The organism is Pseudomonas sp. RU47, assembly GCF_004011755.1.
Lineage (GTDB): Bacteria > Pseudomonadota > Gammaproteobacteria > Pseudomonadales > Pseudomonadaceae > Aquipseudomonas.
On record NZ_CP022411.1, the window covers coordinates 5,210,715 to 5,226,102 of the forward strand.

Genomic DNA, 15,388 nt, shown 5'->3' on the forward strand with positions numbered 1-15,388 from the left:
CCGGACATTTCCCTAAGGAGAGACGGAAATATCAGCTTGTTTTCACCCTTGCCCATTTCGCGCGCCTCTATAAAAGCACGCCCTGGACATTAAGACCTTAGCGGAACCCCAAGCCATGAACAAAAATCTGCGCTTCAGCCATAAAATTTTGCTTGCCGCCGCCCTTATCGTCATTGCCGCCTTCGCCTCGTTTACCTTGTACAACGACTGGCTACAGCGCAACGCGATCCGCGATGACCTGAACAACTATCTCAACGAGATGGGTGAAGTCACCGCCGGCAATATCCAGACCTGGCTCACCGGTCGCATTCTGCTGATCGAGAACGCCGCCCAGAACATCGCCATCAACCCGGAACCGGCCAATGTCGCCAGCCTGCTGGAACAGAAAGCCCTGACGTCGACGTTCATGGCTTCCTACCTCGGCGATGCCACTGGCCACTTCACCATCCGTCCTGATGCGAAGATGCCCGACGGTTTCGATCCACGCGTGCGCCCTTGGTATAAAGGTGCCGAGAGCAGCAGCACCTCGACTCTGACCGAGCCGTACATCGACGCTGCCACCGGCCAGTTGATCATTTCCATCGCCACTGCCTCGAAGAAGGCCGGTCAGAGCGTCGGTGTGGTTGGCGGTGACCTGAGTCTGCAATCGCTGGTCGACACCCTCGCCGCGCGGGATTTCGACGGCATGGGTTATGTGTTCCTGATCAGCGCCGACGGCAAGATCCTCGTGCACCCGGACAAGGCTTTGGTGATGAAATCACTCAAGGAAGCCTATCCGCAGGATACCCCGCGCATCAGCAGCGACTTCAGCGAAGTCACCGTTGACGGCAAAACCCGCATCGTCACCTTCGCGCCGATCAAAGGCCTGCCGTCGGTGAACTGGTACATCGGTCTGTCGGTGGACAAGGATCAGGCGTTCGCAATGCTCAGCGAATTCCGCACCTCCGCAGTGATCGCGACAGTCATCGCTGTAGCGATCATCCTCGCGCTGCTCGGCATGCTGATCCGCATTCTGATCCAGCCGCTGCACGTCATGACCCGCGCCATGGAAGACATTGCCGATGGCGAAGGCGACCTGACCAAACGCCTGACCATCGTTAACAACGATGAGTTCGGCGTGCTGGGCACCGCATTCAACCGCTTCGTCGAGCGTATTCACGGCTCGATCCGCGAAGTGTCGTCGGCCACCGGGCAAGTCAACGAAGTCGCGCTGCGTGTGGTCGCTGCGTCGAACTCGTCGATGTACAACTCCGATCAGCAAGCTTCGCGCACCAGCAGCGTTGCCGCCGCGATCAACCAGCTCGGCGCCGCCGCGCAGGAAATCGCCCGCAATGCAGCACAAGCGTCGAATCAGGCCAGTGATGCACGCGGCCTCGCCGAAGACGGCCAGCAAGTGGTGGATCGCAGCATCAAAGCGATGAATCAGCTGTCGAGCATGCTCAGCGCGTCGAGCAGCAACATCGAATCGCTGAACAGCAAAACCGTGAACATCGGCCAGATTCTCGAAGTGATCACCAGCATTTCCCAACAGACCAACCTGCTGGCGCTCAACGCGGCGATTGAAGCGGCGCGTGCCGGTGAGGCCGGTCGTGGCTTCGCGGTGGTGGCCGATGAAGTGCGCAACCTGGCGCACCGCACCCAGGAATCGGCGCAGCAAGTGCAAACCATGATCGAGGAGCTACAAGTCGGCGCCCGTGAATCGGTAAGCACGATGAGCGACAGCCAGCGCCACAGTCAGGACAGCGTCGAGATTGCCAACCTCGCCGGGGAGCGCTTGAACAGCGTGACGCAGCGCATTGGCGAGATCGACGGGATGAACCAGTCGGTGGCCACCGCGACCGAGGAGCAGACCGCCGTGGTTGAGTCGATCAACGTCGATATCACCGAGATCAACACGCTGAACCAGGAAGGCGTGGAGAACTTGCAGGCGACACTGCGCGCGTGTTCGGATCTGGAGCAGCAGGCTTCGCGGTTGAAGCAACTGGTTGGCAGCTTCCGTATCTGAAGATCAAGAGCCTTACCCCCTCACCCCAGCCCTCTCCCCCAGGGGGGCGAGGGGAAAGGGAGCCGATCTTCGTGCTGTTCAAAACCTGAGTTCGACTCGGTATTGCACGTCGGCGTAATTCGCTCAAACACCTCGGTCAGTCCCCTCTCCCTCCGGGAGAGGGCTAGGGTGAGGGTGCTCTTCAGCTCTACCGCGCAATCCCGACCGAACATCTATTCTTGATAAAGGTCAACCAAGGGAGAACCACGCAGCGGAGGGATGATCACCGTGCATATCGCCGACATCACCATGTTCTACGCCCCGGCCAGCGGTGGCGTGCGCACTTATCTGGATGCCAAGCATCGCCGGCTGGGAGTCAAACCCGGCATTCGTCACAGCCTGCTGATTCCCGGCGCGCACTTCGGTGAACACGATGGCGTTTATACGGTTCCCGCCCCCGCCCTGCCCTTCGGCAAAGGGTATCGCTTCCCGCTGCGCCTCGCGCCTTGGCGAAATGTCCTGCAGGATTTGCAGCCCGATCTGATCGAAGTCGGCGACCCTTACCTGACGGCCTGGGCCGCACTGGATGCGCGGCGACAACTGGATGTGCCGGTGATCGGCTTTTATCATTCGGATCTGCCGCTGCTGATCGGCAATCGTATGGGGCATTGGGTCACGCCGAATATCGAGGCGTATGTCACCCGGCTCTACGGCAACTTCGACCGGGTACTGGCGCCAAGCCAGGTGATGGCTGACAAACTCAGCGGACTTGGCGTGCGCAATGTCTTCGTGCAGCCCTTGGGCGTGGACCTGCAAACCTTTCATCCTGAAGCGCAGGACCGCAATCTGCGCGCAGAACTGGGCATCGCCGAGGACACGCGCCTGCTGATTTTCGCCGGACGCGGCTCGAAAGAGAAAAACCTGCCAGTGCTGCTCAACTGCATGCGACGCCTCGGCCCGCGTTATCACCTGCTGCTGGTCGGCTCATCGATGCCCGCCGTGGTGCCGGACAACGTCAGTGTGATCGACGAGTTCTGCCCTGCCTGGCGAGTCGCGCAATTGATGGCCAGTGCCGACGCACTGGTACATGCCGGTGATCAGGAAACTTTCGGGCTGGTGATTCTTGAAGCCATGGCCTGCGGCATTCCCGTGGTCGCCGTGGCCGCGGGAGCCTTTGAAGAAATCGTTACTGAGTCATGCGGCCTGCTCTGTGCGCCGAACAACCCGCAGGCGATGGCCAATGCCGTGCGCGAGCTGTTCAGTCGTGGCTGCGTGAGACTTGGCCAACAGGCGCGCGAACATGTAGAGCAGCATTACGCGTGGGATGCGGTGGTCGACAGCCTGCTCAGTCACTATCACGCCGTCCTTGGCCACGCACTGCCACGGGTGGCCAATGGCTGAGTCGATGAATCACCCTGCCGTGTTGCTGGTGCTGCACGATGTGGCGCCCTCGACACGGGCGGATTACCAGCCGTTTGTCGCGGCCGTCGACGCAATGGGCCATGTGCCGATGACCTGGCTGGTGGTGCCGGACTTCCATCGACGCAACGCCCTTCAGGCTCACCCGTCGTTTCGTCGAATGCTCGATGAGCGCGTCGCCCGTGGCGATGAACTGGCCCTGCACGGCTATTTCCATGACGACCTGGAGCCCGGGCCGACGACCCCACGTGACTGGTTCATGCGCCGGATCTACACCCATGAAGGCGAGTTCTACGGTTTGCCCCCTGAAACCGCCCTCGCCCGTCTGCGCGCTGGCATCGAGTTGTTTCAGCGCTACGACTGGCCACTGCACGGCTTCGTCGCCCCGGCGTGGCTGATGAGCGACGGCACACGCCAGGCACTGCGCCAATTGCCGCTGAGCTACACCAGTGATCCGCAGTATCTCTATCACTTGCCGGACTTCACCGCCATCAATGCCCCGGGCCTGGTCTGGAGTGCCCGCAGCGCCTGGCGCCGTGGCTTGTCAAAAATAGTCAGCGAGCAGCGGCAGCAGCGCTGGCGTCAGGCGCCGGTAATTCGGCTAGGCTTGCACCCGGTGGACATGCGCCATCGTTTCTCTCGTGATTACTGGTTGCACACCCTTGAACGATTGCTGGCGGAAGGACGCGTACCGATGACCAAAATGCACTGGCTCGCTCAACAGCGCGGTCTATTGGAACGCGCCGCATGAGTCGCGGCATCCTGTTATTGATCGGCCTGCTCGCGGCAGTGCTGATTCCGGTTGTGCTCGGCGGCAGCGAAACCTGGGTGCGCCTGCAAAACTTTCCGTTGCAATGGTTGCTGGTGATGTTCGGCATGATCCTGCTGTGCTGGGGCATCAATACCTTGCGTTTGCGTTTGTTGCTCGGCGATCAACGCGACCGCGTCACGCCGCTGAAAAGTCTTGGCGTGGTCATGGCCGCCGAATTCGCCTACTGCGCGACACCCGGTGGCAGTGGCGGGCCGCTGACGATCATGGCCCTGCTGGCCCGATCGGGTGTGCGCCCGGCGCGGGGCAGCGCAGTGTTTGCCATGGATCAGCTCAGCGACTTGCTGTTCTTTCTCTGCGCCCTGAGCGGAATTCTGATTTATGCGCTGTTTCAGCATCTGAGCGATCGACTGGAGTGGCTGCTGACCGTCAGCGCCGTGTCGTTGTTTGGCGGCCTGTTCAGTTGCGTGTTGGTCGCGCGCTACCACCGCGCGTTGATTCGACTGAGCGGGCGTCTGTTGGCAAGGGCCAACGTCAAGGTCAGCACCCGGCGGCGCTGGGCGCGCAAGTTGCTGCACTTTCTCGCGGCTTTTACCGACACGCTGAAGTTGCCCTGGCAGACACTGATCAAGGTCTTTGCGCTGACGTGCGTGCATTGGCTGCTGCGCTACAGCGTGTTGTATCTGGCGGTACGCGGTCTGGGCGCAGACTTGCAGTGGGCCTGGAGTTTTCTGGTGCAGATGCTGTCGCTGGGCGCCGGACAATTCAGCCTGCTGCCGGGCGGCGCGGGGGCGGCGGAACTGACATCGGCGGCACTGTTGGCGCCGATGATCGGAAAATCCACCGCAGCGGCGGCGATCCTGATTTGGCGGGTGGTGACTTACTACTTCTATCTAGTGGTGGGTGGCCCGGTGTTTCTGTTGATGTTGGGGCGCCCGTTGCTGAAGAAACTGATGAATGTCAGGCAGGCTTCTTAGCTTCGTCCTGATCCGGTTTGAGTTGTTCCCACAACTCGGCGGCGCCGGGAAACTCGGTGCCATCTTCCGGGCTCATGTCTTCCGGATCGTAGCGGCTCAGGCAACCTTCACCAAGGGTTGCCGGGGCTTTGGATGTGGCTTTGTCCAATGGATCGCTCATGAGCTTTTCCTCGGTTCAGAAACGGCGAAGGGCCTGGAACGATTGAACGCCCAGACCCTTCGTTTTTCAAGCCTGTGTGATTTGAATCAGAACACCACAGTCTTGTTGCCATGCACCAGCACGCGGTCTTCGAGGTGATAGCGCAGGCCACGAGCAAGCACCATCTTCTCGACGTCACGGCCGAAACGCACCATGTCTTCGATGCTGTCACTGTGGCTGACACGGACCACGTCCTGCTCGATGATCGGGCCGGCGTCCAGCTCTTCGGTCACGTAGTGGCAGGTCGCACCGATCAGCTTCACGCCACGCAGCGACGCTTGGTGATACGGCTTGGCGCCGACGAACGACGGCAGGAAGCTGTGGTGAATGTTGATGACTTTATGTGCGTATTCACGGCACATGTCCGGCGGCAGGATTTGCATGTAGCGCGCCAGCACCACCACTTCAGCATCGTGCTGTTTGACCAGCCGCGACACTTCATCGAAGGCCGGTTGCTTGTCCTGCGGATTGACCGGGACGTGGTAATAAGGAATGCCGTGCCACTCGACCATGCTGCGCAGGTCATCGTGGTTGGAAATCACGCAAGAGATTTCGCAGTCCAGTTCATCGCTGTGCCAGCGATGCAGCAAGTCAGCGAGGCAGTGGGATTCGCGGCTGGCCATCAGCACAACGCGCTTTTTCTGCTCGGTGTCGGTGATGCGCCAGTCCATCGAGAACTCTTCGGCGATCGGCGCAAACTTCTCGCGCAACACTTCAATACCGAAAGGCAGCGAATCGGCACGAATCTCGTGACGCATGAAGAACCAGCCCACTTGATTGTCCGAGTGGTGGCTCGCTTCGGTGATCCAGCCGTTGTGGGCTGCCAGAAAATTACTGACTTTGGCAACAATGCCAACGCGGTCCGGGCAAGAAATCACCAGGCGGAAAGTGCGCATGAGGGGGAAACTCCAGAACTTCGCAAAGGCCGCCATTCTAGCGGCTGCGCGGGAAAACTGCAGTATTGATCAGCACGGCCCCGCTCAAGCTCGGCGCTACGGATGCTTGACGGGGTGATCGTCCACCTGACAGTGATCCCGTGGTATCGCTTGATCAGACAACTGTGAATATCTGTGATGACTGGGTCACACTATTTAACTGAATATTCAATAGATGGCAGTTTCTCGTAACTAATTTAAATAAAAACTCCGGTTAAATGTTTACTTGATGAAACAGCCTGACTATTATTGCGGCACTGTCCCCCTGCCATTCAGCACTCTACTAAGGTAGTAATCATGTCCTTGATCAACGAATACCGCGCCACCGAAGAAGCTATCAAAGAGCTGCAAGCCCGTTTGAAGAACCTGTCGCAAGACGACAAACTGCAAGCCGAGCTGGAATTCGAAGGCAAACTGCGCACCCTGATGGGCGAATACTCCAAGTCCCTGCGTGACATCATCGCGCTGCTGGACCCGGAAGCAAAAACCAAAGCAGTACGCGGCGGCGCAGTAAAAACTACCGGCACCAAGCGTGCCCGCAAAGTTAAACAATACAAAAACCCGCACAACGGCGAAGTCATCGAAACCAAAGGTGGCAACCACAAAACTCTGAAAGAGTGGAAAGCCAAGTGGGGCGGTGACGTGGTTGAAGGCTGGGCTACCCTGCTGGGCTAAGCCGCAACGCTTTCGCAGAGCGATCCGCGAAAAAACAAACGCCAGCGAATGCTGGCGTTTTTTTATGCACGGCATTTAAGCCCGGTCATGTTCGATTTCAAAGATTCAAACGTTTGCGCAATGCCTGGACATAATTCTGCCATTCATTGAGCACCTCACTCTGCAGCGGCGTGGCATTAAGTGACCATTGCTCTGCTGCCTCGCTAAAAGACTTCAAGGTATTCGGCGCGCCGTATTCAGGTGCGGACAACCGCTGCTGACAAAATATTCTCCAGCGTTCTTGCTCTTCGAAATTCAACGTCTCGGGAAAGTTACGCGCGCGATATCGAAAGAGTAATTCGGGCAAACGTTCGTCATCGAAAGGCCATTGCTCTTGCGCTAGTTGTGCCGGGTCGGCGCTCCTCACTTGCTCACATAGACGGCGGTCGCGATCACCGATAAATCCGTCGTACAACTGTTGTTCGGGATCCTCGCTCGGCGTGAAATCTTCGCTGGCATAAATTGCCGCAACTTTATCTTTCCAAACTTGTTGTGCGTCAGTTAGCCGCAGCGCTCGCTGTTGATACAGCGCCATGTCCAGCCCCAGACGCTGCTGATCCTGCGCGCGCAAAACCGCAAGCGGCGCCACCACCGGGCAACGGTTGATGTGAATCAGCTTGAGCGGTACCGGCAACTCGCCTTCCAGCAAGTCATCGCGACGCGTGTACAAACGCTGGCGCAGGGTTTGCGCGTCGAGATCCAGCAAACCCTGCGGGTCGAGGTGCAGGTCACAGACGATCAGTGCATTACGGTTTTTCGGGTGCCAGGCCAGTGGCAGCACCAAGCCGACATAACTGCGTGCCGCCGAGAAACGCCCTGAAATATGCACCAGTGGCTGCAACAGGCGAATCTGGTCCATGACTTTCTGCTTGCTGCGCAACTGAAACAGCCAGTCATACAGCTTCGGCTGTTTTTCGCGGATCAACCGCGCCAGTGCGATGGTGGCGCGCACGTCTGACAAGGCTTCGTGGGCGTGACCATGATCGATATTGTTCGCCGCCGTCAGGCGTTCGAGCTTGAGCGTCACCCGGCCTTCGTCATCGGTCGGCCAGACCAGACCGTCAGGACGCAACGCGCAAGCAGCGCGCACCACATCGATCAGATCCCAGCGACTGTTGCCGCCCTGCCACTCCCGCGCGTAGGGGTCGAAGAAGTTGCGATACAGGCTGTAGCGGGTCATCTCGTCGTCGAAACGCAGCGTGTTGTATCCCGCCCCGCAGGTGCCGGGGGCGGCCAGCTGAGCGTGAACCCGCGTCATGAAGTCCGCTTCGCTCAAACCCTTTTCGGCGAGCTGGCTCGGGGTGATGCCGGTGATCGCGCACGCCGCCGGATGCGGCAGGATGTCTTCACTGGGCTGGCAGTAGAGATTCACCGGCTCGTCGATCTCGTTGAGCGCATGGTCGGTGCGAATTCCGGCCACCTGCAACGGGCGATCGTTGCGCGGATTGATGCCAGTGGTTTCGTAGTCGTACCAGAAGATTGAAGTCACGGGCGGTTCCTGAACTGAAGATCGGCGAAGTCTAGGCGCTCGACCGCCGTCGCGGCCAGCCTTGAAACATTCAAACACCTTGCGGCAATCACTGTGCAATACATAGTTATGTCGTTTCCCCCCGAGAGGCTGCTAGCATCGGCCTCACTTGCACCCCGAACAGGCGAACATCAGGTAGCCCATGCTCGAGCCCACAGCACCGCCAAGGAAAGCACCGCTGGCCCCGCCGCTGGATACGCGGCATCAGGTCGAAACGCCGGAAGGCATCGATCTGCCGTTGCGTCCCGCCGGGTTGATGGTGCGTGCCGTGGCCTTTGCCATCGATCTGGGTATTCGCGGCCTGATCATGGGCGCGCTGTTCATCGCCCTGGCGTTTCTCGGCAAGCTCGGTATGGGTCTTGGTTCGCTGCTGCTGTTTGCGATCAGCTGGTGGTACATGGTGCTGTTCGAAGTGCTGCGTCAAGGCCGCTCGCCGGGTAAACAGTGGATGGGCCTGCGCGTGGTGCACGACGACGGCACACCGATTGGCTGGTCGGCCTCGCTGCTGCGCAACTTGCTGCGCTTTGTCGATCTGCTGCCCTTCGGCTACTTCCTCGGCGCGCTCAGTTGCCTGCAACACCCGACCTTCAAACGCCTCGGCGACATCGCGGCCGGCACACTGGTGGTCTACAGCGAACGCCCGTTGACCCGACCGCAACTGCCTGATGCCGAACCCCGGCGATCGCCGGTCACCCTGACTCTCGCGGAACAACGCGCCGTGCTTGGCTTTGCCGAGCGCCAAGGTGAATTATCGCCAGCGCGGGTCAATGAGCTGGCTGCCTTGCTCGCCCAGCCACTGCATATTTCCGCACCCAAAGCGGTCGTTGAACTCAACGGCATCGCCCGTGGTTTGTTGGGTACGTCATGAAGCAAAGCCTTTTCGAGACGCGTCACAAGGCCGAATGGGAGCGTTTTGCGCTGGCCCTCGAACGCCTCGAACGTGGCAAGGACACCTCACAAGTAGCCGGCTTCCCCAAGGCCTATCGACGGCTTTGCCAGCATCTGGCATTGGCCCGGGAACGTGGCTACAGCAGTTTCCTCATTGATTCGTTGCAACAACACGTGCTGCGCGGGCATCAGCAGTTGTACCGCCATCGCAGCCGCCTCGGCGCCAATCTGTTGAGTTTCATCCTTGCCGACTTTCCGCGTCTGGTACGTGCCGAATGGCCTTTTGTGCTGGCCGCGGCTTTGCTGTTCTTCGGCAGCCTGATCAGCGTTGGCGTGTTGGTGTATGTGTTTCCCGAACTGGTCTACAACCTGATCCCCGCCGATCAGGTGCGTGAGATGCAAGGCATGTATGACCCGGTCGCCGGCCACCTCGGGCGCCCCGCCGAACGCGCGGCCAGCGAAGACTGGGTGATGTTCGGTTACTACGTGATGCACAACATCGGCATCGCCTTTCAGACCTTCGCCAGCGGTTTGCTGATGGGCGTGGGCAGTGCGTTCTTTCTGTTCTACAACGGCATGGTCATCGGCGCGGTCGCCGGGCATCTGAGCGAGATCGGTTTTGGCCAGACCTTCTGGTCATTCGTCATCGCCCATGGCGCCTTTGAACTCACCGCCATTGCCCTCGCCGGGGCGGCCGGCCTGGAACTCGGCTGGGCCCTGATCGCCCCCGGACGGCTGAGCCGCAGCGAAGCGCTGCAACGGGCGGCGCGCAAAAGCGTGTTGCTGGTCTGCGGCGTGATGTTGTTCCTGTTGATTGCCGCGTTCATCGAAGCCTATTGGTCATCGAAAACCAGTGTCACACCTTTGACCAAATATCTGGTCGGCGCCGGGCTTTGGACGTTGGTTGCGCTCTATCTGTCGTTCGCCGGAAGGACACGCCATGCGCCTGAGTGACGCCACCGTGGTGATCCGTCCGCGCACGACCTGGGAAGCCATGGACCTCGGCGTGCTGATGAGCCAGCAACATCGCCGTCTGCTGATGACCAGTTGGGCGATCGTCACCTTGCCGCTGTTCGCTTTGCTCAGCCTGTTGTTCTGGGATTCGCCGTCACTGGCGGTGTTTATCTTCTGGTGGCTGAAACCGGCGTACGAACGCCTGCCGTTGTACATCCTGTCGAAAGCGCTGTTTGGCGAAACGCCGACACTTAAACAAGCCTTGCGCGAATGGCCACGCCTGCTCAAACCGCAACTGCTGGCCAGCCTGACCTGGCGCCGCCTGAGTTTGAGCCGCAGCTTTCTATTGCCGGTGGTGCAACTCGAAGGCCTCGACGGCAATGCCCGGCAACAACGCCTGCAGGTGCTGCTGCAACGCAACGCCGGCGCCGCGCAATGGCTGACCCTCATCGGTGTGCATCTGGAGACCGCGTTGTGGATCGGCCTGATGGTGTTGTTCTACATGCTGTTACCGCAGCAGATCGAAACGGATTGGGACTGGCAATCGCTGATATTCGCGGCGGATCACGATTGGCGCTGGCTCGAACACCTGACCAATGTTTTCTATGCGCTGGTGCTGGTGGTGTGGGAACCGATCTACGTCGCCTGTGGCTTCAGCCTTTATCTGAACCGCCGCACACAGCTGGAAGCATGGGATATCGAGCTGGTGTTCCGCCGCTTGCGACAGCGCCTGAACAACGGTGTATTGGGGGTGCTGCTGGCGGTCTGTCTGCTGCTGCCGAATGTGCCTTCGGCGTGGGCAGCCGAGCCTGATGACAGTCCACAGGCACCGCGACTGTTGAATCAGCCGCTCACCAGTCAGGCCTCCCGAGACAGCATCAAGGCGTTGCTCGAACAACCGCCGTTCAAGAACAAGGAATCCGTCACCCGCTATCGCTTTGGCGACGACCCGGCGAAACCTGCCGAAGCGCAAACACCGGGTGAAGCGCCGCAGTGGTTGAAAACCCTGCTGGGCTGGCTCGACGGGCAACACCTCAATCTGCTGGCGAAGATCATTGAAGTGTTGTTGTGGGGCGCGCTCCTGGCGGCAATCGGCTGGCTGCTCTGGCGTTATCGCGAGTTCCTGCAAGCTTTCGTCAGTCGCCGCCCGAGACTGCCTGCCAAACCGAAACGCGCGTTGCCGCAGCAAGCCTTCGGTCTGGACTTGAACCGCGACACCCTGCCTGACGACATCGCAGCCAGCGCTGAGCAACTCTGGCAAAGCCAACCCCGCGCAGCGTTGGGCTTGCTGTATCGAGGGCTGCTCAGCCATCTGCTCCACGATTTCGATCTGACCCTGAAGCCCGCCGACACCGAACTCCAGGTGCTGGCGCACATTGAACAATTGCAGCGCGCCGAACTGCTCGCCTTCAGCCGCAACCTGACCAACCACTGGCAAAACATGGCCTACGGGCATCGCGTACCACCGGCGTCCATGCAACAGGAATTGTGTGATGGCTGGCGCGCCTTGTTTGGCCCCGGAGCTGCCCGTTGAGTCGCCGGACACTGTGCTGGGGCGCTGCGTTGATCGCCCTGTTGCTGGGCGCGCTGAGCGTTTTCCTCTACCTCAAGGCCAAGCCTTATCAGGAAGAAGTCGATCACGGCCCCTCGCCCGCCGCGCAAGCCAATCCTTATCTGGCGGCCGAGATCTTTTTACGTGAGCGTGGGCTCATGGTCAGCCATGCCGAAAGCCTCGCGGCGCTCCCCGATATCGACCCACGCCGTCATACATTGCTGTTGTTCAACGACCGCTCGCAAATGACCCCGCGTCAGGTCGATCAGGTATTGAACTGGGCACGGGCCGGCGGGCGCCTGGTATTCGTCGCAGAATCACTGTGGGATGAGCAGACCAGACAGAGCAACGACCTGTTGCTCGACCGGGTGCAACTGCATCAATCCCTGAGCAAGGACCTGAAAGACTTGCCTGCAGACGTCGAACCAGAACGCTTTCCGAAACTGACCCGACTCTATCTGGAAGACGAAGACGCACCGGCCTACGCCGGCTTCGACACCGATTTCCACCTCGACGACCCGAAGAATCTGGCGCAAGCCTGGGCCAACAGCGCCAAGGCCACGCACATGATGCAACTGCCCTACAGCCTCGGCTCGATCACCGTGGTCACCGACGCCGAATTGTGGAAAAACAAAAGCATCAGCCAATACGACAATGCCTGGCTGCTCTGGTATTTGAGCGCCGACACCGACGTCACCTTGATCTACAACACCGCGCACGATGGCCTGCTGACCTTGCTCTGGCGCTACTTCCCGCAAGCCATCGTTGCCCTGCTGGCGTTGATCGGTCTGTGGCTGTGGCATGTCGGTGTGCGCCATGGACCACTTCAGACGCCGGCCCCGAGCGGGCGGCGACAGTTGCAGGAACACCTGCGTGCCAGCGCCGATTTCCTGTTGCGTCACAACGGCCAACAGGCACTCCTGCAAGCCCTGCAACAGGATGTGCTGCGCCGCGCCCGCCGTCGCCATCCCGGCTTTGACCAATTGAACGTTGCCGAACAATGGCTGGCGTTGTCGCGCCTGACCCGGCAATCCACTCGCGCTATCAGCCAGGCCTTGAGCCCGGTGCCGAACCGGCGGATCTCCAGCGCCGATTTTTGCCGCCAGGTCGCCCACCTGCAAACCTTGAGGAACACGCTATGACCGAACAGATCGAGCCCGGCAGCGCCAGCCACGCCGCCCAGCAACGCCAGCGTGCCAGCCAGTTGGCGCAAGCGGTGCGCGGCGAATTGCAGAAAGCCCTGATCGGCCAGAATCAGGTGATCGACGACGTGCTGACAGCGCTTATCGCCGGTGGCCACGTGCTGCTCGAAGGCGTGCCGGGGCTGGGCAAGACCCTGCTGGTGCGTGCACTGGCCCGCTGCTTCAGTGGCGAATTCGCGCGGATTCAATTCACTCCGGATCTGATGCCCAGCGATGTCACCGGCCACGCGGTGTACGACTTGCAAACCGAGCAGTTCAAACTGCGCAAAGGCCCGTTGTTCACCAATCTGTTGCTGGCCGACGAGATCAACCGCGCACCGGCGAAAACCCAGGCCGCCTTGCTCGAAGCGATGCAGGAGCGTCAGGTCACGCTCGAAGGTCGCGCCCTGCCCATCGCGCAACCGTTCATGGTTCTGGCCACACAGAACCCGATCGAACAGGAAGGCACCTATCCCCTGCCGGAAGCCGAGCTCGACCGGTTCATGATCAAGGTACGCATGGACTACCCCGACGCCGATCAGGAGCTGAACATGGTGCGTCAGGTCTGTCGCTCGACCCGTGCCGACATGCTCGATGTGCAACCGCTGCGCACCGTGTTGCAAGCCAAGGATGTGCAAGCCTTGCAACGCATCGCCAGTGATTTGCCGCTGGACGACCAGGTCCTCGACTACGCCGTGCGCCTGGCGCGCAGCACGCGCACCTGGCCGGGGCTGACCCTTGGCGCCGGACCACGCGCCTCGATTGCCTTGGTGCGTTGCGCCCGTGCCCGCGCATTGTTGCGTGGCGGCGAATTTGTGATTCCCGATGACATCAAAGGCTGCGCGCTGGCCGTGCTGCGCCATCGCGTGCGCATCGCCCCGGAGCTGGACATCGAAGGTTTGCAGGTCGATCAGGTGCTCCAGCAACTGCTCGACCAGATTGCGGCGCCGCGTCTGTGAAACCCTCACGCCTGCTGTTGATCTGGCTGGCTGTGCTGCTGGTCATCGGCATTGTGCTGGGGACATTGCGGGCACTGGAGACCGATATCCCGGCCAGTCTGATCTCGATCAACTGGGGTTTGCTGCTGGCACTGTTGGCCCTGGCGGTGCTGGATGCGCTGCGCCTCAAACGTCTGCCGACGCCGCGCATCACACGTCAGATGCCCGGTAGTCTCGCCCTCGGACGTTGGGGCGAGGTGCACCTGGAAGTCGAACATGACTTTACTGCGCCGACGAACATTGAACTGTTCGACCACCCACCGGAAGGCTTGAGCTTCGAACACCTGCCGCTCTCCATTGAATTGCAACCGGGCCAGCGCAGCCTGCTCGGCTATCGCCTGCGCCCGCTCAAACGCGGTCATTTCAGCTTCGTCCACTGCGAAATCAACCTGCCCAGCCCCTTGGGATTATGGTCAGGCAAACGCCTGCTCAGCGTCAGCGACCAGACCCGCGTCTATCCCGACTTCGCCCGGCTCTACGGCGGTGAACTGCTGGCTGTGGACAACTGGCTCAGCCAGCTCGGCGTACGCCAGCGGCAACGTCGCGGTCAGGGTCTGGAATTCCATCAACTGCGCGAATTCCGCGAAGGCGACAGCCTGCGCCAGATCGACTGGAAAGCCACCGCGCGCCAGCGCACGCCGATTGCCCGCGAGTATCAGGACGAGCGCGATCAGCAGATCATTTTCATGCTCGACTGCGGCCGGCGCATGCGCAGCCAGGACGATGAACTGTCGCACTTCGATCACGCACTCAATGCCTGTTTGCTGCTCAGTTATGTGGCCTTGCGTCAGGGCGATGCGGTGGGTTTGAGCACATTTGCCGGCGAGCAGCCGCACTATCTGGCGCCGGTCAAAGGTAGCGGCCAACTGAACGTGCTGCTCAATGCGGTTTATGACCTTGAGAGCACTCAGCGTCCCGCCGATTATCAGGCTGCCGTCAATCAACTGCTGGCCCGACAAAAGCGCCGGGCACTGGTGGTGCTGGTGACCAATTTGCGTGATGAAGATGACGATGAACTGTTGAGCGCGGTTAGACGCCTGAGTGCGCAACATCGGGTGCTGGTGGCAAGCCTGCGCGAGGAGGCGCTGGATTCGATACGCCAAAGAGCGGTGCAAAACTTGCCAGAAGCGCTAGCTTATTGCGGGACGGTGAATTACCTGAACGAACGGGCAGAACTCCATGAGCGCTTGAGTGCTCATGGGGTTCCAGTGGTGGATGTTCCGGCTGCGAAGTTGGGGGCTGAGCTGTTGACCCGGTATCTCGAGCTGAAGGGGGCGGAAAGCTTTTGAT

The 15,388-nt window shown here is 60.3% G+C and carries 14 protein-coding genes and 1 pseudogene; 12 read left to right on the top strand and 3 right to left on the bottom strand.

Annotated features, from left to right (window positions below; genetic code table 11):
• Positions 1-115: 115 nt before the first annotated feature.
• From CCX46_RS31245 to CCX46_RS23825, 5 genes and pseudogenes are all read left to right on the top strand, one after another.
• Positions 116-1,147, top strand: a pseudogene (locus CCX46_RS31245) (HAMP domain-containing protein); the annotation flags it as partial.
• A gap of 93 nt (positions 1,148-1,240) precedes the next feature.
• Positions 1,241-2,005 (top strand): methyl-accepting chemotaxis protein, encoded by a 765-nt coding sequence (locus CCX46_RS31250; protein WP_371043227.1) that lies wholly within the window; start codon positions 1,241-1,243, stop codon positions 2,003-2,005.
• Positions 2,006-2,263: 258 nt separating this feature from the next.
• Complete coding sequence (locus CCX46_RS23815) at positions 2,264-3,385, top strand: glycosyltransferase family 4 protein (RefSeq protein ID WP_177413876.1); 1,122 nt, start codon at positions 2,264-2,266, stop codon at positions 3,383-3,385.
• Positions 3,378-4,154 (top strand): DUF2334 domain-containing protein, encoded by a 777-nt coding sequence (locus CCX46_RS23820; RefSeq protein WP_127929531.1) that lies wholly within the window; start codon positions 3,378-3,380, stop codon positions 4,152-4,154. The genes CCX46_RS23815 and CCX46_RS23820 overlap by 8 nt, the downstream gene beginning before the upstream one ends.
• The gene (locus CCX46_RS23825; protein WP_127929532.1) at positions 4,151-5,149 is read left to right on the top strand and encodes a lysylphosphatidylglycerol synthase transmembrane domain-containing protein; all 999 of its coding nucleotides are present in this window, start codon (positions 4,151-4,153) and stop codon (positions 5,147-5,149) included. Before CCX46_RS23820 ends, CCX46_RS23825 begins: the two co-directional genes overlap by 4 nt.
• Here CCX46_RS23825 and CCX46_RS30755 read toward each other — a convergent pair.
• Together CCX46_RS30755 and purU are read right to left on the bottom strand one after the other, a co-directional pair.
• Positions 5,133-5,309, bottom strand: coding sequence for a hypothetical protein (locus tag CCX46_RS30755; protein ID WP_177413877.1), 177 nt, complete (start codon positions 5,307-5,309; stop codon positions 5,133-5,135). The genes CCX46_RS23825 and CCX46_RS30755 overlap by 17 nt on opposite strands.
• 86 nt (positions 5,310-5,395) lie before the next feature.
• A complete protein-coding gene (purU, locus tag CCX46_RS23830; protein WP_007912774.1) occupies positions 5,396-6,244 on the bottom strand; it encodes a formyltetrahydrofolate deformylase in 849 nt (282 codons plus the stop codon).
• Between the two features lie 336 nt (positions 6,245-6,580).
• Between purU and mvaT the strand changes: the two genes are divergently transcribed.
• A complete protein-coding gene (mvaT, locus tag CCX46_RS23835) occupies positions 6,581-6,958 on the top strand; it encodes a histone-like nucleoid-structuring protein MvaT (RefSeq protein WP_007912775.1) in 378 nt (125 codons plus the stop codon).
• 97 nt (positions 6,959-7,055) lie between these two features.
• Here mvaT and sbcB read toward each other — a convergent pair whose 3' ends face one another.
• Positions 7,056-8,486 (bottom strand): exodeoxyribonuclease I, encoded by a 1,431-nt coding sequence (gene sbcB / locus CCX46_RS23840; RefSeq protein ID WP_127929533.1) that lies wholly within the window; start codon positions 8,484-8,486, stop codon positions 7,056-7,058.
• Positions 8,487-8,667: 181 nt separating this feature from the next.
• Between sbcB and CCX46_RS23845 the strand changes: the two genes are divergently transcribed.
• Genes CCX46_RS23845 through CCX46_RS23870 form a run of 6 tightly spaced genes read left to right on the top strand, consistent with a single transcriptional unit; the run spans position 8,668 to position 15,387 of the window.
• A complete protein-coding gene (locus tag CCX46_RS23845; RefSeq protein ID WP_127929534.1) occupies positions 8,668-9,393 on the top strand; it encodes an RDD family protein in 726 nt (241 codons plus the stop codon).
• Complete coding sequence (locus tag CCX46_RS23850) at positions 9,390-10,367, top strand: stage II sporulation protein M (RefSeq protein WP_127929535.1); 978 nt, start codon at positions 9,390-9,392, stop codon at positions 10,365-10,367. The genes CCX46_RS23845 and CCX46_RS23850 overlap by 4 nt, the downstream gene beginning before the upstream one ends.
• Positions 10,354-11,901, top strand: coding sequence for a DUF4129 domain-containing protein (locus CCX46_RS23855; RefSeq protein WP_127929536.1), 1,548 nt, complete (start codon positions 10,354-10,356; stop codon positions 11,899-11,901). The genes CCX46_RS23850 and CCX46_RS23855 overlap by 14 nt, the downstream gene beginning before the upstream one ends.
• A complete protein-coding gene (locus CCX46_RS23860; RefSeq protein WP_127929537.1) occupies positions 11,898-13,061 on the top strand; it encodes a DUF4350 domain-containing protein in 1,164 nt (387 codons plus the stop codon). The genes CCX46_RS23855 and CCX46_RS23860 overlap by 4 nt, the downstream gene beginning before the upstream one ends.
• Positions 13,058-14,059, top strand: coding sequence for an AAA family ATPase (locus CCX46_RS23865; protein ID WP_127929538.1), 1,002 nt, complete (start codon positions 13,058-13,060; stop codon positions 14,057-14,059). The genes CCX46_RS23860 and CCX46_RS23865 overlap by 4 nt, the downstream gene beginning before the upstream one ends.
• Positions 14,056-15,387 (top strand): DUF58 domain-containing protein, encoded by a 1,332-nt coding sequence (locus tag CCX46_RS23870; RefSeq protein ID WP_127929539.1) that lies wholly within the window; start codon positions 14,056-14,058, stop codon positions 15,385-15,387. The genes CCX46_RS23865 and CCX46_RS23870 overlap by 4 nt, the downstream gene beginning before the upstream one ends.
• The last annotated feature ends 1 nt before the right edge of the window (position 15,388 follow it).

What these genes read in the sequence shown, in the direction of transcription:
- CCX46_RS23850 (WP_127929535.1), top strand. Translation starts at nt 9,390, where the DNA reads ATGAAGCAAAGCCTTTTCGAGACGCGTCACAAGGCCGAATGGGAGCGT.
- mvaT (WP_007912775.1), top strand. Translation starts at nt 6,581, where the DNA reads ATGTCCTTGATCAACGAATACCGCGCCACCGAAGAAGCTATCAAAGAG.
- CCX46_RS23865 (WP_127929538.1), top strand. Translation starts at nt 13,058, where the DNA reads ATGACCGAACAGATCGAGCCCGGCAGCGCCAGCCACGCCGCCCAGCAA.
- CCX46_RS23825 (WP_127929532.1), top strand. Translation starts at nt 4,151, where the DNA reads ATGAGTCGCGGCATCCTGTTATTGATCGGCCTGCTCGCGGCAGTGCTG.
- CCX46_RS31250 (WP_371043227.1), top strand. Translation starts at nt 1,241, where the DNA reads ATGTACAACTCCGATCAGCAAGCTTCGCGCACCAGCAGCGTTGCCGCC.
- CCX46_RS23820 (WP_127929531.1), top strand. Translation starts at nt 3,378, where the DNA reads ATGGCTGAGTCGATGAATCACCCTGCCGTGTTGCTGGTGCTGCACGAT.
- purU (WP_007912774.1), bottom strand. Translation starts at nt 6,244, where the DNA reads ATGCGCACTTTCCGCCTGGTGATTTCTTGCCCGGACCGCGTTGGCATT.
- CCX46_RS23815 (WP_177413876.1), top strand. Translation starts at nt 2,264, where the DNA reads ATGATCACCGTGCATATCGCCGACATCACCATGTTCTACGCCCCGGCC.
- CCX46_RS30755 (WP_177413877.1), bottom strand. Translation starts at nt 5,309, where the DNA reads ATGAGCGATCCATTGGACAAAGCCACATCCAAAGCCCCGGCAACCCTT.
- CCX46_RS23855 (WP_127929536.1), top strand. Translation starts at nt 10,354, where the DNA reads ATGCGCCTGAGTGACGCCACCGTGGTGATCCGTCCGCGCACGACCTGG.
- CCX46_RS23845 (WP_127929534.1), top strand. Translation starts at nt 8,668, where the DNA reads ATGCTCGAGCCCACAGCACCGCCAAGGAAAGCACCGCTGGCCCCGCCG.